We start from the raw sequence: 20,539 nt of genomic DNA, 5'->3' as shown, positions 1-20,539 counted from the left end.
GCGCCTCATATCCGGGATTATCAATATTCCATTGAATATAGATAACATTCTTGGCACCGGAGGGCTTTGCAACCGCGCCCTCTAGCGCGCACGGTATTGGAGATAATCCTCCCGCTTCAGGAGCCTGTCGTTCCAGACTGCTGGGGCTTTTCAAACGCGCACTTTAAACCCTGCACACCCATGTGGCTTGCAATAGCGCGCAGGACAAGCCAACGTCTGCTGTGTCGCGTTGTTGTTCCTCTAAGAATTCGAGATTTTGGTGTCTCCTTGCAAACTGCCATTCCTTCTGCTTCTTGCCGCTTTTACGCTTGCGGGCTGTACGCCGCCGGACTTTCGCACTCCGGGGCCATTACAGCAGGAGAGCACCTACAACGCTCTTTTTCCACAGTGGGCTGAACTTTGCGCAGTCTCCCAGATTTCCAAAAAACCCGGCTTTGGCGCAGACATAGCGGGCGGCCCAGGGGGGCATGCCGTACTGTTCCTCCATGGAGCCTGCCTTGACCCCACCTCCCCTTACCCCATTCTGAAAACCTGCCCGCAGGGCGAAACTGGCGTGAGCATGAACGCCCATTTTGTCAACGCAAACTGGGTTGGCGTCCCCGGGCGCATGTTTTTTTATAATGGCATTCTCAAACCCGACGAGGGATTGACGCGGGAGGCTTATACAACCACCAAAAATGCGGCCAAACAGCGCGGGCTTTACAGCGCTATCTCTTTTCGGGACTGGGCATTGGCAGACCGGCCACCCGGCACCCCGGCCGAAGACTGGAAATACGAAGTCTCAATCGGCACGGATTATGCGGTCAGTTACGGGCGCGCACGCTATTGCGCACGTCTGCCTGTAACAGCCCCCCAGATGACACAGATTGTAAACTTCCTGAACACACGCAACGCTTTGTACCAACACGGCCCCAGAACATTTGAGACCAATGTTTTACAGGATAACTGCAACCACCTTATCCATAATGCGCTCGCAGCAGCAGATTTCTGGCGGGACTTACCGGTCCATCAGTTTATTCTCAAGGCCGCGCTGACCTTCCCAGTGCCCAAAAATGAAGTTGTCAACCTACTCGATCGTGCCAGACGGCATGAACCGGGCGACCTGCACGCCCTGTACCATGACCCCCTGACCCGCCATACCCTGCTCCACGATGGATGGCTACCGGGTGAGCCCGGCATTATTCTGGACTCCAACACAGTGCAAACCCCCAATGCCGTGTATAATACCAGATTATCCCTTATTTTTTACGATGACCCGCTCCTTGGTCATTATAACCGGACCTTCCAGCACTATCTTGACCAACCACGCTACCATGACCTGCATGCAAATCTGCTGTGGTACAGCACACTTTACACACGCATTGCACATGAACGCCGACCACTTTCAGAATGGCTTAAAAAAGAACCTTCTGATTTCATGAATTTTTATAACGCGTACTACACATGGCTAGAGGCACAAAAAAGTCTGGTTGACAAAGGACTTACTCTGCTCTCCGTTGCCGCGCCCACTTCCAGCGCATGGCCCCCAGTACCGCCCGGAACGCAGAAAGAGGAGCCTGCACGCGCCAACGCCCGATAAAATCCCCTGCCAGAAGGGAAATTATGGCATCACGCATCCGCAGGATATTGCGCGGGTTAAGGAACAGCGTGCGCAAAACAGGATCGTTAATCCCATAAATCAGCCATGCCACCCGGCGCATTTCCGCACGGGTGCAGCGCTCTTCATGTCGGGCGACCTTGCGCCCCTCCGCCGGACTCCGCAGCCATGCCTGCGCTACTCTGGCACCACGGTAGGCACTCTTCATGGCCAATAGAACACCGGAGGAAAAAACAGGGTCAAGGAACGCAAATGCATCCCCGATCATATAATACCCTTCGCCCCAGCTCGTGTTGGCGCAATAGGAGTAATTGCCCGTAGTTGTCAGCTCACCCAGAAGTTCGGCTGGCGCCAGACGTTGCGCAACACTTGGGCTTTGCGCCACCTTTTTCCAGAACAGGTCCGTTTTGAGGCCGATGTGCGTGCTGAACGCGTTTTTATCCCCGACAAAACCTACGCTCATAATATTGTCCCGCAGGGGAATCATCCAGAACCACCCGTCTTCTACAAGATGGATGGAAATATAGCCCTCCATATCGGCCTCACGCCGCTGCACATTATGGAAATGGGCAAAAATAGCCGCCGTGGAATTGTTTTTATCCGCATGCCGGGTGTGGAGGCGGCGGGCCAGAAACCCATCCCGCCCGGATGCATCCAGCACAAAGCGCGGTGTAAAGGCATATGTCTGCCCGGCCTCGTCCTGCGCCGTAACCTGCGTAGGTTTACGGGGGGCAAAACATGCCTCGGTCACACGTAACCCTTCAAAGGTTTTTACCCCATGCGACTTGGCGTTACGGAACAGAATTTCATCAAACTCGGAACGCCTAACCTGATAGGCGTGGGTGTCCTTCGGGCTGATGGCATAACGGAACGGAAACGCCAGCCGCCCCTCCCCCCGATCAGAGACAAATTCCGCACCGGGTTTGAAGACCCCGATCTCGCGCACCTTATCCAGCACACCCAGGTCCCGCAGCAAAGGCAGGTTACAAGGCAGCAGGGATTCACCAATATGGAAGCGCGGGTGCGGGTCTTTTTCCAAAAGGATGACAGACACACCCTGCCGCGCCAGCAAGGTCGCCGCCGTGCTACCCGCAGGACCGCCGCCAATAACCAGCACATCACACACGCGGGACGCTGTATCCGAACCGTTCACGCCATTCCTCCATTGACCCCGATAATCTGCCCGGAAATATACGCCGCGCGCTCCGATGCCAGAAAACCAACCAGATCGGCCACTTCCTGCGGCTGGCCTGCCCGGCGTGCTGGAACCATGGCGGCAATGTCCGCCTCTGTCATCACGGCAGCGGTTGCGGGGGAGGCAATAACTCCCGGCGCTACGGCATTGACCGTAATCCCCCTGCTGCCAACCTCCCGCGCAAGAGAACGCACAGCCCCCTCCAGCCCGGCCTTGGCAGCAGCGTAATTCACCTGTCCCCTGTTCCCCATCCGTGCGGTGATGGAGGAGAGCGCAATAATCCGCCCCCAGCGGGTACGGGTCAAAGGCAGCAGCAATGGCTGCACAACATTGAAAAAACCATCCAGCGAGACGGACAGAACATCACGCCACTGTGCAGTGCTCATGCCCGCCATGGTCACATCATCATGCGTGCCAGCGTTGTGCACGATCACCTGCGGCACCCCTGCCATCAGCACAGGCTCTAACGCCTGCCCTGTGGCGGTTCCGTTAGCCAGATCACAGCACCAGACCTCCGCCGAGCCACCACTGGCCTTGATCTGCGCGACAAGGTCTTGGGCCCTGCCAACGGACTTGTGGGTGTGCACCAGAACATGCAGGTTCTCTGCGGCCAGCCGCAGGCAGATGGCCTGACCAATGGGGCTACTTCCCCCAGTCACCAGAGCGCGCCTCATGCCGCGGCATCCGTTGCGGGAGGGATCAGGCCAAACATGACTGTTCCCCGCCCCTGTAGCAGCAGGCCCCCCGGCTCGGCATGGATGGTAAAGCCGTAAACCATGCCAGCGCTGTCCATCTGCTCGCGCGTCACGTCAATCTGCAACTGACCGTATTCCGGGCAGTCCAGCCTGTCGCACTGGCTCTGCAAATCCCGCAAGGCAGCCAGATAACCGCCTTTATGGCATGTCTGGCTCCCGGTCAGGGCACCATGGAGCGCTGCGGCCTGCATGGCCATTTCCGCCCCGACCAGAACATCCAGCCGCCCGCCATAACGGTAGGGATTGTCCGCACACAAATGCGCCATGGTGTGCGCGCGCAGAACCTCCGTGGACCATGATGAGCACGTTTCGATCAGGCAGCTTGCCCCCTGATGCGGAATACGCGCCATAATCTCCGCGCGCCCTAACATGGCTGCACCATGACCCGAAGCGAGCCGGGCTGGCTGGCCAGATACACCTCCCCTGCCTGAGCGCTGGCAATCTGCTGGAGCAGCGCCAGCCCCGCAGCCGCAGGGTTGGCGTGCGCAAGCTGGCGGAGCCCGGCACAGGCAGGCACATCATGCGCAACGCGCCCGGGGTCATGGCTCACATCCAGCACGCACAGACCTGCTGGCGCAGGGTGAGGATGCAGTACCAATGCACACCCAAAGCTGTGCTCGCTCACCCGGACCTTGCCAATAGGGCCGGGTATGGGCAGGTCATAGGCTACAAACAGCACCGGCGCATCTTCCACCACACATTCCGCAGCAGCTTTGAGCAACCCCTGCGCAAAGGACCAGTCAAAACACCCCAGTGCCACGGCTGGCGCCAACATACCGTGCCCGATGGTCCAATACCCCGCCGGGGCGTTATGCACCGAATTGTGGAACTGGGTGGGCGAGACCTGCCCCTCCGGGGTGCTCAGGGCAGACAGAATACTATCCACCACAGCACCATCGCCGTTGGAGCTGGCAAAGACACCCCGCATGTCTGCCGCCTGCACCCCTGCATGGGTACAGGCCTCATCCGCAACGGCAAGGGCAAGCCGGGCAAGTGGGCCGCTGCGCCGCCGCTCATTGGCAGGCAGGCAACTGGCTGAGGGCAACTGCACGGGCGCGGGTTCCCACCGCTCCTGTCCTTGCAACACACGCGCTGCGTGGGACCACCCGGACAACCCTGACCCCCAAACGGAAATCCCCTGCAAGACAACCTTCATCACACGGCCTCAAAGATCAGGCTACAGTTGGTTCCACCAAACCCGAAGGCATTGCTCATGACCCGCCGGAGCGGCATGTGCACGGTCTGTGTCAGCACCCTGCTGCCAAAAGCCGGGTCCAGCCGGGTTACATGCAGGCACCCCGGCGCAAACCCCGCACGCATCATCACCACAGCAAACATGGCTTCGATAATCCCGGAGGCCCCCAGAGTATGGCCCGTCCACCCCTTGGTGGAGGAGCACGCCACCTCCGGCCCGAACACGGCCTGCACCGCGTGGTCTTCCATCGCATCGTTTACAGACGTACCGGTGCCATGCAGGTTGATATAGTCAATCTGATGTGCGCCAAGGCCCGCACGTTCCAGCGCCTCACGCATGGCGGCCACCGCGCCGCGTGCCTGCGGGTCAGGGGAGGACATATGGTGCCCATCACTGCTGACACCATACCCCACCCACCGGGCCATGACTGTGGCATCGGGTCGGGCTCCCTCGCGCTCGAGCAGGGCAAACCCGGCCCCCTCCCCCACGGAAATACCAGACCGCCCGGCATCACACGGTCGCGTCGGTTCGGGAGAGACCAGCCCCAGAGAGGCAAACCCCCGCAATGTCATCTGGCAAAGGCTGTCCGCTCCCCCGACCACTACGGCATCGCACAGACCGGCCTCCAGCCAATGCCGGGCATCTACAAATGCGCGGGAGGAAGACGCACAGGCATTGGAGACACTCAGCAGCGGCCCCTCCAGCCCCAGCCGGGCGGCCAGAAAGCGGGGGAGCGAAAACAGATCCTGTGTACGGGCCTGATCAAACCCCTCCGGCGGATAACCGCTTATGGGGTCTACAGCCCTGTAAGCCTCCTCGGCTGAGAGAATGCCAGAAGTTGACGTACCCAGCACCACCGCAATGCGCCCGGCACCATAAAACGCCCGGGCCGCCTGTACGGCCTGCACAAACCCGCCGCCCATACAGGCCATATCCGCCAACTGGTTATTGCGGCAGGTAAACCCCGTGGGCACACCCTCCAGTCCATGCTTTTCCACATCTGGTACACGGCCGATAAACCCGGTCCGTATTCCGGCAAAATCGCACGGCGTTAACCCGGAACGGCGTGCCAGAAGAGCCTGCTCCGTTGCTTCCAGTCCATGACCGATTGCGCTCAGGACCGTTCCTGCTGTGATGGCAAGTGGTTTCATGACAATTTTGTTGGTCCCATGTCAGGGCGTTGTCCAGCCAGAAGAAAACCATAGACCATGGCCAGAGCAACACCCAGAGCCACCGTTTTGCCAATGACACACAGCAAAGGGGTCTGGCACGTTGCCAACAGGCCAAATGTCAGCACTGTCATGGCGTTGCATGTCAACAATGTGCGCATGGTTCTGGCCCGCTCATGTGCATCCAGCTGTGGACGGGCAAAAAACAGCGCATAATCCAGACTAACCCCCAGCACAAACTGCAATGCAATCAGGTGAATAAGCGTAAGAGGTTGCCCCGACAGGGCCAGAATAGCCAGCATGGTCAACTGCACGGCCCCAACGGCCCCGACCACCCGCAGCATGCGGCTACCACTCCGCAGCCCCACCAGCAGCACGCCAAACGCCACCACACAGCCAACAGCCATCCAGCGTAGTGTGCGTTGCGTATGATAAGCGGACAGGTCGTCCACCTCCTTGCGCATGTCCACAACCAGCACATCGGGCTGCCCGGCCAGAGCCTGCTCAACCACACCATGGTTACGCACCGCCTCGGGAAAGACAAGGCCATACCACTGCCCACTCCGCTCAAACAGCAACGGGGCTATGGCCGCAGCAATAGGGGTGCCAGACAGGTCCTGCGGCAACAAAGGGAGCATGTGTTGCGCGACCTGTACATCAGCCGCAAAACCATCAAACGCGGTTGGCTGGAATGGCAGCCCCTCCTGTGCCGTAACAATAGCCCTGTGCAGGGCATCCGGTGGCGGCAACTGCTCCGCGCGCCGCTGCTGCATCCGCACCGAGGGCAAAAAACGCGCTGCATCCTGCACCCCGGCGACCATACCGCTGTGCTGCAACTGCCCCCACAGAGGGGTCAGAGCCTCCTCACGCTCAAGGACAGCCTGCACGCTGCTCCCCGACACTGCCAGCATAAGCGACGAATCCGGGACACCCAGATCCGCACGCAAAATGTCGTCCATCCGCCGGGCCTGTTCAGGCAATGGGCTGAGTGCCGCCAGCCGTGTATCCAGTATGGGGGGGTGCCACCACAAAACCGCACCATACACCACAACAGGCACGACATACAGCACGCGGTAGCGCCGCAACCCCTCCACCAGCGATAATGGACGCGAAGGACCGCTGACATAGGGAGCCAGATCCGCAGCAACCACCAGACCCGGCATGACGTAAAGAGTCACAACCGCAGCAACTACAAGCCCAACGGCTGCAAATGTTCCCAATTGTGCCAGCCCCGGCAGCCCACAAAAAATCATGCCGGTCAGCCCCAGAACCGCCGTTGCCACGCCCAGACGCAAACTCTGGCCAATACGCAGCAACGTTGCCTGTGGCCCCTCCCCCCGGTCACGGTGGCCGATCAGCAGCACCGGGTAGTCCAGCGCCACACCCAGCATGGTCATGCCAAAGCCAAAGGCTATGCCATGCACGGAACCAAACACCAGCCGCACCACCAGCATGGCGACGCTGAGCGACAGCAGAAATGGCACGCCAATAGCCGCCAGAACCCAAAAGGAACGAAAACGCCAGTAAAGCACCCCCACGACCAGAATAACCGAACACAGGGCCATGCGATCTACATCGCGGTGCATCCCGGCGGCACTGGAGACGGCAAAAACCGAAGGGCCACTCATCAGCAGGGTGGCGTGACCGGGGTGCAGGCCAGCAAAGGCTGCGCGAATACTCTGCTCAACCTGAGCCTGAGTAGCAAGGTCCATACCCGGTGCCTGCGTGCGCAGGAGCAGCAGCGCCCGCGCCCGGTCCGGGGCGAACCACACACCCGAGCGCACGCGCACATGCACATCCGGCTCAAACGCCTGCACTGTCTGAACAAATGCCCGTGTAGGATCGCGCACGATCATGTCCGCAAAAGCAGGCCCTGCGGCGGAATCCAGATCATCCAGCACCGTGGCAAATGCCTGCTTGAGCGTTTGCGGTCCCATATTGCGAACAGCATCATCCGGAGCCAACTGGTAGCGATGCCTGAACACAAGTGTGCGCAAAGCCCCCGCCTGTTCCACGGAGAAAACACCATTCAGGACCGATACAAACCGGGTATCCGCCGACAGGGTTTTTTGCAGCCCCATGCTCAGGCGTGCGAGTTCGGGCTCTGGCGCGCCTTCAATCCCCAGCATGACCACAGTGCCTGCAACGCCACCCTGCACCTCGCGCAATAAAAAGCGCGTTCCATCATCATGCCCCGTGGGTAAAAAACCCGCCATATCCAAGCGCAGGGGAATGCTCATGAACACAAATGCAGCAAACAGGGCGCAGGCCAGCAGGGTTGCCGCCAGCGCCCGGGGCTTGGCAGGGTGTCTCACGGATCGAGGGTCAGTGTCTGCACGTCACCATTAGCCTGCACGATCCGCAGGCTGTCCACGGCATTGTTACGGCCCGTCAGCACGACCAGCCGGACCAGTTGCACAGCCTGAGCGGAAGTGGGGGTCATGCGGAGTGTCCATGCCCCCAGATCCCCCTGTGCAGTCACCGCATAATCGTGCGTCAGAGCTGGCAGATTGCCCTCAAGCGGTGCACGCAGGGTTGCTGCCAGCAGCGCCAGCGCCGCGTTCTGCGCCAGTGCAACATGGTGCACCTCCCCCGCCCCACGCTGGATAGAGACCATATCCCCATCAATCACCAGTGTTTCCGGGCGTGGAGCCTGCGTCTTTTTTTCCAGATAAGCCGGGCGGTGGAAGACCAGCACACCATTGGACAGTAGCGGGTGCGTTAACGCGGCGATGTCTTTTTTCTCATGGAAAGTCTGGGTTCTTTCACCCACCTGCCCAAGGTGGGCAATAACCTGTGCGCTCAGGTCCGCAGCATTATCCGCAGCCCATGCCTGCCCCACCCCGCCCAGCAGACCACAGGCTATTACAAGAGGGAGGACCTTCATGGTGCATCTTTCCAGTAATCATAAAAATTGAACCACGCGAACGGGTGGCGCAGGCACAGTGCTTCCATCCACCCCACATAGCGTTCGACAGCCATTTGCACAAAGGCCCCCCTTCCCTGACGTGAAGAGGGGTAGGGTACGTCAAATTTTTCAAAACGGATGTCATAAACACCGTCTGCCGCTCGTATGGCGCTGACAAGCACAAGAGGCGCACCTGTAGCCAGAGCCAGACGGAAAGGCCCTTCAGGAATACTAACATCCCCCCCCAGCATCCGTGCCGGAACACACCGGCCTGTATCGGGCGTTCTGTCACCCAGAATGCCCACAATTTCTCCCTTGCCCAGACTTTCCGCCACACGGAGCATGGTATCCACCTCCCCGATGGGAATGATCAGCCCGGCATAAGCAGGGTCCAGCGCCTCCAGCACATGCGTGGCCCCACCTAGATTGGAGCGGTACATAAGCATTCTCAGCGGTATGGTATGTGCGCGCCCCAAAGCTCTGAATGCCTCAAACGACCCGATGTGCGCACCCAGCAAAAGGCACCCCTGCCCGGCCGCCAGTGTTTGCAACAGCTGCTCCCTGCCCTCCACCCGCACAGGGGGCATATGCGTAGAGTCCTGCAAAAAGAACATACGGTCGAGCACCGCCTGAGCAAAGCTGTGCATATGGCGCAAGACCGCCCCTGTGCGGTAGCGCCCGCGCAAAGCACGTTGCAGATAAGCGCGGGATGCCCGGCGGGCCGCGGCATTGACCACAAAAAAATACAGGCTGACAGGCCAGAGCAGCCATTCAAGCCGCCGCCGCCCAACCGTGCGGGCCAGCCACAGGGCAAACCGCATGACAAGCCGGTTACCGCGTTCTGGAACAACCCATCGTCTGTCAGTCGTGCGGGACATGCTCTTGTTTTGCCTTCAGCACCGCCCGCATGACAAGCTGCTCGCCCTGCCGGCCTGTCAGCCGCACCACAGCACCACTGGCACGCGCAAAAAAGACCACCTTCTGCTCTGGCAGAACCGGATGCAGGAACTTGACCATATCCACGCACAAATCCGCCTGCCCCAGTTGTTCCAACCCGACCTGAAGCAGCACAATACCGGGCACAACAGGGGCTCCGGGAAAATGGCCGGGAAGGCACGGATGGTCAGCCCGAAGCTGAAAGCTGCCGATCTCCTCCTCCACACGCCTGTCCGCCAGTGCGTGCAGGGCCTGGCGGGTCAGCTTGCCCACTGCATTGCGGGGCAGGGCGGGCACAAGCCTGATGCTGCGCGGCAAAAAAACCGGGTCGATCTGTGCTTTGAGCGCATGCAGGATACTCGGCCCACTGCGTGTGGACGATACGGCAACAACCTGCATCCGTGCCAGAACATTGGTACCGGCATCCTCTGGCGGGATAAATGCACCATCTTCCACACCGGGAATGGCGGTCAGCGCCGCATTCAACGCAGCCAGAGACGTACGTTTGCCCCCCAGCTTGATCAGGTCGCTCATCCGGCCCAGCAACAAAAACGTGCCGTTACTTTTTGTCTCAATAAAATCAGCGAGCGCATATGTCAGGGTTCCCGGTGCGCTGACCTCTACGCCATTTGCTCCCCTGTTCAGGCTGACCCCACCATACCACCGCCAATCCGGCCCGCTGGTGGTCCGCCGTATGGCGAGTGACCCCGTTTCCGTCGACCCATAAATTTCGGTCACTTCCGTGTCCAGAACCCGCTCGGCCGCAGCGGCCTGTTCCACCGCCAGCGGAGCAGAGGCCGAAATAACCCGCCTAATAGCAGGCAGAACCAGCCCCGACTGCACCAAAGCCCGCAACTGCAAAGGCGTGGTGACCAGAATACGCGGCGCAAATGCCCTGTTGAGGCATTGCTGCCAGTCTGCCGGGTAACTACGCGGCCCAAAGGACAGAGCCACCCGCGTATGCAAAACCTGAAGCACCAGCGTTTCAAAACCATACATATGGTATGGCGGAACCGTGCCAACAACACAGGCGGGGGCCTGCTCCGGGTCCAGCAGCACACGTGCGGTCACACTGCGTGTTACCAGCCCGCCCCAGTATTTACGGTGCCCCACGGGCTGCCCCGTACTGCCCGAGGTAAACACAACTGCGACCAGCCTGTCTGGCGCAATGACCGGGTTAGGACATGCGGCAACATCCTCCGCCCGCACAGGAGAAGCTGCCAGAAAATCGGGAACACAAAGGCCATTTTCAGGCAGATTTGCGCATTCTGCATCCCCCGCAATACTTACGCATACAGCCTGATGCTCCTGTGCCAGAGCACGCAGGCGCGCAGATGTGCGCTCACTGCACAGCAGAACATGCTGGCCACGCAGCAATGTTGCAGCAAACAGCAGGGTAAAATGACCAACACATGAGCAGACAGGCACAACAGGCGCATCTGGCAGCAAGGCGGCAAGCTGATGGGCCGCCCATAAAAAGTCACGCCCGCCAATGGCGGTGTGCTCGCTCAGCAGCAGGAGCCGATCTGGCGCATGGACAAGAGAAAGGTCAGGCCAGTCATGCCCCCATACGCCATCTGGCATAGAGCTCATCCTGCTGCGCGGTGAGCCTGAATATACTGGCACAAAGCGCGTAAGGAACTGAATATCTGCTGGTTATCCGGAGCATCCGAGCGCAGGGTTACGCCATAATCCCGCCCCACGAGCAAAGCAATCTCCAGTGCATCAATGGAGTCCAGCCCCAATCCTTCACCAAACAGGGGGGCTTCCGGTGCAATCTCTTCCGCCGTCACTTCCAGTTGGAGTGCTGCAACAAGACGTTCAGCAACTTCATGCTCAAAAGGCGTTTGTGATGTTGTGGAACGGGTCGTATTCACAGCATGTCTCATGTTTAATGCGGGTCAGATGGTTCAGCTAACACATACATCCATGATCGCAAAGCCGACCTGGCTGCAAAGACACCCCTCTGTGCGCCGGGGAGCCGTGGCCGCACTTCTCTCCTGCTCCATTCTGGTCGGGCACACCTCTGCCGCAGCACTGGCCTGTGCTTTTTCACTCCTGTTGCAATGTAGCGCAGCCGCCCTGCTCACCCGGCATGCAGGGGCCTTTGCCCTTATGGCCACCCTTGTGGTGCCTGTTGCATTCTACTGGCCACAACAAGCACTGGTGGTCGATCACTGCGCCTTATATGTGCTCTCCATGGGAATCATGCTGTTTGTTTTTGCGCACTCTCTCCTGCCATCACGCCAGCCCCTTGTCGCGGTGGCTGCCAGCAGGGTGCATGGCCCACTGCGTGCGGATATGGTGCGCTACACATATGCGCTAACCATTTTCTGGACCCTGTTTTTTGCCGCAGCCCTACTGACCCCGGCACTCCTGTTCTGGCTCGGGCCACAAGGCGCATGGCGCTGGCCACAAAGCGGCGGCGCCTTTGCTGCCGCTTTGGCATTCATGTTGCTTGAGGCGGGCGTCAGGCGCATTGTTATACGCAATTTCAAACATGCCTCACTTAAAACAACCGTCACCGCATTCTGCAAAGCGCGTGCCGCATCCAACCGCACAACAGCCTCAGATGCATAAAGAACAGGCGCACATTATCCCGCACATAATGGAAGTGGGAAATCCCCCCCTGCGCTGCATCAAAATACTGTACTGAAGCGGGTTTATTGAGTGCAGGCACACCACGCCAGACCATGCGCACGGCCACTTCGGGGTCAAAGTCAAACCCACGCATAAAGCGCGACTCCCTCAGCACCGCCACCATCTGCTGTACAGGATAAACCCTGAAGCCGAACAGGCAGTCCCTGACTGCCCCCTGTGTTTCCATCTGCACCAGTATGTTGGACAACTTGCGACCCCAGACACGCAAAGCCGGCGCATCCGGCCCAAATATGGGCACACCCAGCACCATGGCCTGCGGCACACAACGGGCCGCCGCCACAAAGTCCTGCACAGCGACAACGGGGTGCTGGCCATCGGCATCCATGGTCAGCACATGGGTGTATCCATGCTGTATGGCCCATTCCGCACCATGCAGAACAGCCGCACCCTTACCCCCATTCCGGGGCAGGTGGAGCACGTGCAGCCCTGCATAGGTGGCGACCATATCTTCCACCGCCTGCCCGCTCCCGTCCGTGCTGCCATCAATCACCACAACAACATCTGCCCAGACAGCCAGAACAGCCAGCACGGTCCTACGCAGCAATGTTCCTGAATTATAGGAAGGAACAAGGACAATACAACGAAACATGGTGGATATACCTAAAGCCTGACTCTGACAAAATACAGCAAGGCTCCTGCTTATACCGTAATATCGACAAAACCCGAAGACCAGGCACTCTGCCCATCTGCCCCCTCTGGAATGGCAGACATGCTGGCGGCCTCTTCCTCCCCTTTATTTTTACGGTTTAGGATACTGTGTTGGCCTTTACCATGAACAGGAAAGTCATGAGTATTTCTTGGGGAGATTTTCAAGCAATTATCCAGCTTTCCGCTGGCCTGAATGTCGCCATTCTCAGTTTTGTTGATATCAGCATCCCTGCGATCAAGGAGCGCAGGCGTGTTTTTACCAAAGCACGGCAGGAGCTTGATATCTACCGTACAAACCCGCACAAAATCACTACGGAAGACAAAGAAGCGCATGCAGGTATGGTGGGAGAAATAGACCGCCAGCTTTTTGACCTGTGGCGCAACACATCCGAATTTGAAACCGTGGAAGATTCCATGATCAAAACCACGGGTGTCTTTGGTTTTATAGGCGCTATTCTGAGCATCAGCCTTTTATGGTATTCTGGCCTGCATTATGATGACCCCATTCGCATCATCGGAGAGATTTTAACCCTGCTCTCTTTTTTCTCGCTTGCTGCCGCATTTTTTATCAATTTTCTAACCGCTTCAAAAGCCACACAGTATACAAAACGCTGCAATGACCTCCGCCAGAAAATGCGCCAGAAATTATAGGACTTTTTATTGATTCACCTATAATACATACGCAACCACAGGCGTTTATTCACCATATTGATATTGGCGGTGAATAAACGCTATGGCCGACCACATAAGCTATTTTACGCGGCTTCCCCCAAAGAGAGCATCAGGCGGTTTGCCCAGTTAAAAAACGCTGCGGCCTGAATCAGGTCCAGAATTTCTTCCGGGGAAAAACCAGCCCTCTGCAACCGATCAATGTCTTTTTTGCCAAATTTGTTGCCATTTTCTGTCAATGTCACGGCAGTCTGTACAACTTCGGCATTTCGGCCATCTGTAACGCTCTTTGTCCCATGCTCCAAAAGGGCATTGACATCTTTATCATCTTTAGAAAACTGTACCGAAAATCTGGCATGTACGGATGCGCAATAAATGCAGCCATTAAAGCGCGATACCGCAGCAGCAGCCAGCTCCCGCTCGGCTCTTGGCAAACCACCGGCTGAATAAAAAATATCCTTATCCAGCCGCGTTCTGGCCCCCAGCACATCCGGATCACGCGCAAGTAGGCGAAAATAGGCAGATTTTGCCCGTGCACTATCGACCAACCCGTCATAATGTTGCTGGGTCAGATCCTGTGGGTCCAAGGGCGCAATCCACGGCAGCCAATCAAGCTGACGGAGGGTAAAAGTGTTAACCGGCTTGGCATCGGGGTAGGAGAGAATGTCAGGCATGGTGTGCACTTTCTGTTGTCTGCGGAAAAGATGCCGCTACAAGAGCCGAAAAACCTGAAACAATACGGACCTGAAAGCTCAAAAACGCAACAAGCTGAGACAGAACAACAAGGCCGTCTTCATCCCACCCTGCGGCCACAAGACGGGCAAGGGCCGCAGAATTGGCATCACGCGGGTGCGTGAGCAGCAGATGTGCGTGCTCGAGTGCCGCCGCCAGTCGTGGACCAAGCACAGCAGCCTGCTCTGGTGTGCTCTGCCACGGCGTGCCGCCAACATCTTCCACGCTTAACGGCCCTTGCGGGTATGCTCCCCAAGGACCATGCGTGCTGGCCTGTTGCAAAATCTGTTCAAGACTCGGGACAAAAGCAGGAGCAACATCCTGCAAAAGCCCAGCATAATGACGCCGTGTTGCAGGCTCCTGATAAAGCCCTGCTGCAAATGCGGCAATGACACGCCGCTCCACCAGACTGACAGAGCCTGGTGCTTGCGGGTGCAGCAAAAGCTGGTAGCTCAGCTCAGCCTGCTCCCGCGCAACGGCTCTGCGCTGGTAATTTTTTGCAACCGGACTATCGGGCTCGATCCCGGCAAGCTGTTCAATAATGGTTTGTGTAACCGCAGAATTGTGGACCATATTTTTACACCTTTCGGGCAAATCAGCCACCGTTGGGCTTACCCCACCCCAAAGCGGGCGCGACCTGTGTTGCAAACAGTTCCAGAGAACGCAGAATGAAAGAATGTGGTGGGTCTACAGAATGTACCTGAATGCTCACTTCGGTCGCATGCTCCAAAGTACGGTCTGTTGCCAAAGAGCGCACAACCTCCTCCGGCGTGCCCAGATGCACATCAAATGTGCGCAGAAGGCTGTCTATGCTGCTGTCATCAATTGTGTGACCACTGGCACGGAATTTTTCCACCTGCCGCACCAGCCCCTTGCGGGCAAAATCCAGTGCCTGAGCGCGGTCATCTGCTACAAAAACACTTCGTGACGCCATAATCCGGGGGACAGCCCCAGCAGGCAGGCTCTCAAGATACGTCTGCACCAGAGGCAACTGTATATCTGCAAGGCTGGCGCCCTCCTGCCCCTGAGGCCGCGGCTGGGTGCGGGAAAGCATGAGCCCGTCGCCTGCCTCCCCTGCCTTTTGCGCACCTATGGCCGAAAAGGTCGCCTGCCAGCTCCGTTGCTCCAGACCCTGACCATCTGGCCATAAATGGTTACGGCCGGGCAGGCTCTCCCCTTTCCATGCAGCTTTGACGACCCCGAGGTTACGGTCCATCAAGGCATGTCTTTGGGCGAACTGCTGGCCAAAAGCCTCGTATGAACGCGGGGTGCCACCGGAACCAAACCCGACTTCCAGCCGACCACCCGACAGAATATCTGTCACCACCGCATCTTCGGCCACACGAATGGGGTCTTCCATGGTCAGGGTTACAACGCCTGTGCCAAGACGAATCCGTTTTGTGCGTGCCGCGACATAAGACAAAAAGGGAAAAAGCGCGGGCAGGCCACCTTCATCACCGTGAAAATGGTGCTGGGCAACCCATGCCGTTTTAAAACCAAGAGATTCGGCTTTTTCAATCTGCTCGACAGCCAGAGCGTACCGCTCCCCCGCCGAGACATCATCCAAAATTCTTGTAAAAAACCCTATGGATTTTACGCTCATGCTCAGTAACACCCTGAATGATAAAAAATTTCCATAACCCAAAAAAATATTCAAATTTATATTTTATAATTTTTCCATAAATTTCATTCCAAATATTACGATAGACAGAATTTTTTACTGAATTCCAAAAAAAACACGCAAGCCCTGACCATCAACAGCGCTGTGGCCCAACCGATTAAAACCGCACTGAAACGTAAAAACAACAAAAAACATATTTTCAAAGATAATTTTTTTTAAACTTGACGATTGTGTTCAATCATATTCATACTATTTTTAATAGTTAAATTAGGATATCCACATGAACATGATGTGTATATGTTGTCCGCCCGAGCATGAACCGAAGACCGAAAAACCAGATTTTTTGATTATAGTCAGTGGAAAAAATGGCAAACCTAAAGCGCAAAAGCCGCATTAAAGCAGGACTTTCTCTTGCAATCATCTTCCCATCATCTGCTTTTTCCATCGCGGCGCATGCGCGGACAACAGCCGTTTCCGCCGCTGCCGTGGAAGAATTGACGGTCACCAAAGACACAACCGACATCCCCCCCGCTTTTCGCACATCCACGCCGCGGCATAGTACAACACGCGTGACGGTCATCAGTGGGGCGGAACTGCTCAAAACCGGGCAGACAAACATCATCAACGCGTTGCAACAGGCATCACCCGAAATCAACGCCCCACCCGGCGGGGGTGGTGGTGGGTATTCAACAACCCCCACCCAGACCGTCATCCTGCGTAACCTTAACGCGGACGAAACTCTGGTGCTGGTCAATGGCGTGCGCCGCCACTCCAGTGCGTTGGGCAACTGGAACTACGGCCCCGCACAGGGGACCGAACCTGCCGACCTGAGCCTGATCCCGCTCAGCGCCATTGACCATGTTGAAATCGTAACCGAAGGCGCTACAGCCCTATACGGGCAGGATGCGATAGGCGGGGCCATTAACATTGTGCTCAAGAGCGGCACCCGCAACGGCGGCACCGCAAATGTACAAAACAGCGGGTACTATAAAGGCGACGGGCAGGGCATTACCGGCTATGGCGATATCTCGCGCACCATTGGCACCAAAGGTGGGGGTATGGACCTGGCATGGCAAGTCCAGAACCAGCTCCCCACCCATCGGGATGGCATCAATCCGTCCTTGGGCGATGTAAACCGGATCGAAGGCGTCAGCCGCACACTGTCTGAGCTTTTTTCCTTTAACGGGCATATGCCTGTTACACGCTCCATCCGGTCGTACCTTACGGCAACGCTCGCGCACCGGCTCACGGACCGTGTGGGGTTTGTGCGTGGTGCAAACAACATCAACAACGTACAGTCCCTGCACCCTAACGGCTTTGAACCGATTGAATCTTTTGATGAAATGGATTTTCAGGTCAATGGTGGCCTGCGTGGCACATTAGGTGGGGGTGTTGCATGGAACACCTATGCGTCTTTTGGCCGGGAGCAGGTGAATCAGGAAGCATATGACGACAACAACCCCACCTTTGGCCCGGAAAGCCAGACGCGCTTCAATATGGGCAAGATCATCAGCACCGAGCTGATTGGCGGGATCAAGTTCTCCAAAAACTTTACCGTTCCCACACTCTCAAAACCTGCGGCTCTGGAATGGGGGCTGGAATACCGGCACAATACCTACCAGATCGGTGCGGGGGATTATCAGTCCTGGGCGCAGGGGCCGTATTACAATGGCCTGAACTCGCCGGGTTCTACTGGATATAATGGTTTTCAGCCCACCAACGCAGGCAACTGGTCGCGGGATATTTTTGACGGGCATGTCGGGCTTGATTTTTTTGTCACTCCCAAATGGGAGTGGACGCTGGGTGGCCACGTTGTCAATTATTCCGATACGGTCACCGCGCCCACAGGCTCCATTGGCACACGCTATAATTTTACAAAGACATTTGCAGTGCATGCCAATGTCAACACAGGGTATCGCCCCCCCACTCTGGGCGCCATCCATTACGATGCCACATCCTCCGGCCCGGGATATACAACCGTCAACCTGTCCGAAACCAGCGAGGTCGCACGTCTGCTGGGTGCGCATGCGCCCAAAGGCGAATACTCCCGCAGCTACAGCATCGGAATCGATTACCGGCCCATACCCAGCCTGCAGTTAACGCTGGATGCGTACCGTATTGATATTAACGACCGTATTGAAAGCACAAGTGCTTTTACCGGCTCTACCATGGCGGCGTATCTGGCCGCACAAGGCGTTGGCAGCAACATTACCTATGCCAGCTACATGACCAATATCGGCAATACGAGCACCAATGGCTTTACCGCCAAGGCGACTTATAAATTCCCCCTCAAACCCGCTTACGGGGAACTGGTCGGCTCCGCACAGATTAACGCAGCCGATACGGAACTCACACATTACGCAGACACGCCCGCCATTTTGACCGCTCTTGGACAGAGCTATTTTTCCAAGGCAGCGGAAACGGAACTGCTCCGCTCCTCCCCCAAGAACAAGGAGTCCTTCTCCCTGAACTGGAGCAAAGGCCGCTTTAACGTCTTTGTGCAGGAGCAGCGCTATGCCGGAGTCGCCTGGCTGGTTTACCAGAGCGATCCAAGCAGCTACTGGACGCATGTGCGCCCACAGGTCATCACCAATCTGGAAGTCTCAGCCCAGCTTGGGCATGGCTTTACCGCCACACTAGGGGCAAATAACCTGTTCAACAAATACCCCACCCACACCAACCACAAGGCGCTACAGGAAAGCAGCGGTGTGTTTGCTTACCCCATGACTGCACCCGGTGGTTATGAAGGCGGCTATTACTACGCCCGCATGGGCTACACTTTTTAAAACGATGGATTACATGCCACTTTTGCGCCACTCCTTTTGCGCGACACTGGCCGTGTCGGCCCTGTTTGTGGGGAATGTGGGGGGATATACCCCCCCACTGTCTGCTGCCCCCGTGCAGCAGGGCAGAACCTTGCTGTACCTTGAAAAACAGGCCCACAAGTCACTCTACCCCCCAGCAGGGGGGTTTTATCCCAATGGTGGCATTCTCGCCCAGGTTACCGACCGGCTGACATGGCAGAACACGCAAACACTGCGCGTGGAGCCATGGATTGCCACGTCATGGCAGATCAATGCCGATAATACCGTGTATACTTTTACGTTACGTCCCGACGTAACATTCTCCGACGGTACACCTGTCGATGCCGCAGCCGTAGCCCTTAATTTCGATACATACGGCAAGGGCAACAAAGCCCTGCATCTCCCCCCTTCCGAGGTCATCAACAATTATGACCATAGCGAGGTGCTGGACCCGCATACGGTGCGTTTCTACTTCAGCAAACCCGCGCCCGGCTTCCTCCAGGGCACATCCGTTATCGGTTCGGGGCTTGTCTCCCCCCATCTCCTGCACAAACCACTGGAACAGTGGGGGGATGGCCGCAATATTATTGGTTCCGGGCCATTTGTTGTGCAGGATGACGTGCCCGGAAAATCCATAACATTACGTGCCCGCCCCGATTACACATGGGGCCCACCCGAACTGGCCCCACAGGGCCCTGCAAGGCTGGATGCGATCCGCATTCTTGTTGTACCGGAAGACAGTATTCGCATTGGCGCTTTTTTGAGCGGACAGGCCGATTTTATTAGGGAAGTGGAAGCTTATGATGAGGGGCAGATCACGCGCAGTGGCAACAGGCTTTACGCCCCCTCCACACGCGGGGTGAACGATAGTGTGGTTTTCCGCCCTGACAATGACAAGGTTGCAGACCGGCGCGTGCGTCTGGCCCTGTTACGCGCAACTGACAGGGAAGAAATCCTACGCACGCTCTTTTCCCCCCACTACCCGTTGGCACGCTCCATTCTGGCCTCTGACACACAGGGTTTTCAGGATCATAGTGCCGAACTGGGCTACGACCCCGAACAGGCCAGACATCTGCTGGATGAGGCAGGCTGGCTACAGCACCCAGATGGCTGGCGTTACAGGAATGGCCAGATTCTCTCGCTGGGTATTCATGTTTCCGCACCACACCCACAAAGCCGCAGCATGCTTGTCCTTCTTGCACAGCAATGGCGCAAAGTGGGAGTCAGGCTTGATATTCTGACAGGCAGCCCGGCCATGGTCGTGCTGGATGATCTGGACCCACACACCACCCCACTGTATCAGGCCGAAGTCGGGCGCGCCGACCCTGACGTGCTCAAAAGTGCCTATTACCCGACAAACCGCAATGTTCTGCTGCAAAAAGGTGGACAGAGCCAGCATGTCGCGCACTTTACCGACCCTGAGTGCAACCGTCTGCTGCTCGCCGTTGCCTCTGAGACCGACCCAAAACGGCGGCTTGAACTTGTGGCAGATGTGCAGAACGCCATCCTCACCAATGCTTACAGCATACCCATTTTTGAAGAACCACAGGTCTTTGCTGGTGCCGCCCATGTCCATGATATGCACTTTGAAGCCGTAGGGCGGCCCGTGTTCTACCGCACATGGCTCGACCAGCCCTGACAGGATGCAA

General features: G+C 57.3%; 19 protein-coding genes. 5 read left to right on the top strand and 14 right to left on the bottom strand.

What is annotated here, in order from left to right; translation table 11 throughout:
- The first annotated feature begins 256 nt into the window (after nt 1-256).
- Complete coding sequence (locus HK26_RS06445) at nt 257-1,579, top strand: hypothetical protein (protein WP_086639013.1); 1,323 nt, start codon at nt 257-259, stop codon at nt 1,577-1,579.
- Here the strand turns inward: HK26_RS06445 and HK26_RS06440 are convergent.
- The 10 genes from HK26_RS06440 to HK26_RS06395 all read right to left on the bottom strand — a co-directional run bounded on the left by HK26_RS06440 (nt 1,482) and on the right by HK26_RS06395 (nt 11,644).
- Entirely contained in the window at nt 1,482-2,750 is a 1,269-nt protein-coding gene (locus HK26_RS06440; RefSeq protein ID WP_086639012.1) for an FAD-dependent oxidoreductase, read from the bottom strand. The genes HK26_RS06445 and HK26_RS06440 overlap by 98 nt on opposite strands.
- Complete coding sequence (fabG, locus tag HK26_RS06435) at nt 2,747-3,466, bottom strand: 3-oxoacyl-ACP reductase FabG (RefSeq protein ID WP_086639011.1); 720 nt, start codon at nt 3,464-3,466, stop codon at nt 2,747-2,749. The genes HK26_RS06440 and fabG overlap by 4 nt, the downstream gene beginning before the upstream one ends.
- Entirely contained in the window at nt 3,463-3,918 is a 456-nt protein-coding gene (locus tag HK26_RS06430; RefSeq protein ID WP_086639010.1) for a hotdog family protein, read from the bottom strand. The genes fabG and HK26_RS06430 overlap by 4 nt, the downstream gene beginning before the upstream one ends.
- Entirely contained in the window at nt 3,912-4,598 is a 687-nt protein-coding gene (locus HK26_RS06425) for a beta-ketoacyl synthase chain length factor (RefSeq protein ID WP_257640889.1), read from the bottom strand. The genes HK26_RS06430 and HK26_RS06425 overlap by 7 nt, the downstream gene beginning before the upstream one ends.
- Nucleotides 4,599-4,702: 104 nt before the next feature.
- Entirely contained in the window at nt 4,703-5,893 is a 1,191-nt protein-coding gene (locus HK26_RS06420; protein ID WP_086639008.1) for a beta-ketoacyl-[acyl-carrier-protein] synthase family protein, read from the bottom strand.
- Nucleotides 5,890-8,226, bottom strand: a complete 2,337-nt coding sequence (locus tag HK26_RS06415) for an MMPL family transporter (RefSeq protein ID WP_257640888.1) — start codon at nt 8,224-8,226, stop codon at nt 5,890-5,892. The genes HK26_RS06420 and HK26_RS06415 overlap by 4 nt, the downstream gene beginning before the upstream one ends.
- Nucleotides 8,223-8,798, bottom strand: coding sequence for a LolA family protein (locus HK26_RS06410; RefSeq protein ID WP_086639007.1), 576 nt, complete (start codon nt 8,796-8,798; stop codon nt 8,223-8,225). The genes HK26_RS06415 and HK26_RS06410 overlap by 4 nt, the downstream gene beginning before the upstream one ends.
- Complete coding sequence (locus HK26_RS06405; RefSeq protein ID WP_086639006.1) at nt 8,795-9,697, bottom strand: hypothetical protein; 903 nt, start codon at nt 9,695-9,697, stop codon at nt 8,795-8,797. Before HK26_RS06405 ends, HK26_RS06410 begins: the two co-directional genes overlap by 4 nt.
- The gene (locus tag HK26_RS06400) at nt 9,681-11,339 is read right to left on the bottom strand and encodes an AMP-binding protein (RefSeq protein ID WP_180539370.1); all 1,659 of its coding nucleotides are present in this window, start codon (nt 11,337-11,339) and stop codon (nt 9,681-9,683) included. The genes HK26_RS06405 and HK26_RS06400 overlap by 17 nt, the downstream gene beginning before the upstream one ends.
- Nucleotides 11,340-11,344: 5 nt before the next feature.
- Nucleotides 11,345-11,644, bottom strand: a complete 300-nt coding sequence (locus tag HK26_RS06395; protein ID WP_086639004.1) for a phosphopantetheine-binding protein — start codon at nt 11,642-11,644, stop codon at nt 11,345-11,347.
- 16 nt (nt 11,645-11,660) lie between these two features.
- On the opposite strand from HK26_RS06395, the gene HK26_RS06390 reads away from it, so the two are divergent.
- The gene (locus HK26_RS06390; RefSeq protein WP_143296296.1) at nt 11,661-12,335 is read left to right on the top strand and encodes a COG4648 family protein; all 675 of its coding nucleotides are present in this window, start codon (nt 11,661-11,663) and stop codon (nt 12,333-12,335) included.
- Here the strand turns inward: HK26_RS06390 and HK26_RS06385 are convergent.
- Nucleotides 12,277-13,005: a glycosyltransferase family 2 protein gene (locus HK26_RS06385; protein WP_086639002.1), complete on the bottom strand. Its 729-nt coding sequence runs from the start codon at nt 13,003-13,005 to the stop codon at nt 12,277-12,279. The two genes, HK26_RS06390 and HK26_RS06385, sit on opposite strands and share 59 nt — an antisense overlap.
- Before the next feature lie 197 nt (nt 13,006-13,202).
- On the opposite strand from HK26_RS06385, the gene HK26_RS06380 reads away from it, so the two are divergent.
- Nucleotides 13,203-13,715 (top strand): hypothetical protein, encoded by a 513-nt coding sequence (locus HK26_RS06380; RefSeq protein ID WP_086639001.1) that lies wholly within the window; start codon nt 13,203-13,205, stop codon nt 13,713-13,715.
- 104 nt (nt 13,716-13,819) lie between these two features.
- Here HK26_RS06380 and HK26_RS06375 read toward each other — a convergent pair whose 3' ends face one another.
- From HK26_RS06375 to HK26_RS06365, 3 genes are read right to left on the bottom strand one after another with little or no spacing between them, the layout of a single operon-like run.
- Nucleotides 13,820-14,407 carry a peroxidase-related enzyme gene (locus HK26_RS06375; RefSeq protein WP_086639000.1) on the bottom strand — a complete coding sequence of 196 codons (588 nt, stop codon included), beginning with the start codon at nt 14,405-14,407 and terminating at the stop codon, nt 13,820-13,822.
- Nucleotides 14,400-15,038 carry a CMD domain protein gene (locus HK26_RS06370; RefSeq protein ID WP_086638999.1) on the bottom strand — a complete coding sequence of 213 codons (639 nt, stop codon included), beginning with the start codon at nt 15,036-15,038 and terminating at the stop codon, nt 14,400-14,402. Before HK26_RS06370 ends, HK26_RS06375 begins: the two co-directional genes overlap by 8 nt.
- A 22-nt stretch (nt 15,039-15,060) precedes the next feature.
- Complete coding sequence (locus tag HK26_RS06365; RefSeq protein WP_086638998.1) at nt 15,061-16,068, bottom strand: putative FMN-dependent luciferase-like monooxygenase; 1,008 nt, start codon at nt 16,066-16,068, stop codon at nt 15,061-15,063.
- Nucleotides 16,069-16,451: 383 nt separating this feature from the next.
- On the opposite strand from HK26_RS06365, the gene HK26_RS06360 reads away from it, so the two are divergent.
- Nucleotides 16,452-18,872 carry a TonB-dependent receptor plug domain-containing protein gene (locus HK26_RS06360; RefSeq protein WP_086638997.1) on the top strand — a complete coding sequence of 807 codons (2,421 nt, stop codon included), beginning with the start codon at nt 16,452-16,454 and terminating at the stop codon, nt 18,870-18,872.
- A complete protein-coding gene (locus tag HK26_RS06355; RefSeq protein WP_257640887.1) occupies nt 18,829-20,529 on the top strand; it encodes a TIGR04028 family ABC transporter substrate-binding protein in 1,701 nt (566 codons plus the stop codon). The genes HK26_RS06360 and HK26_RS06355 overlap by 44 nt, the downstream gene beginning before the upstream one ends.
- The last annotated feature ends 10 nt before the right edge of the window (nt 20,530-20,539 follow it).

Source organism: Acetobacter okinawensis (assembly GCF_002153655.1).
In the GTDB taxonomy this organism is placed as follows: Bacteria; Pseudomonadota; Alphaproteobacteria; order Acetobacterales; family Acetobacteraceae; genus Acetobacter; species Acetobacter okinawensis_A.
The sequence above is the reverse complement of the archived record's forward strand: the minus strand, read 5'-3'. Positions and strand labels throughout refer to the sequence as shown.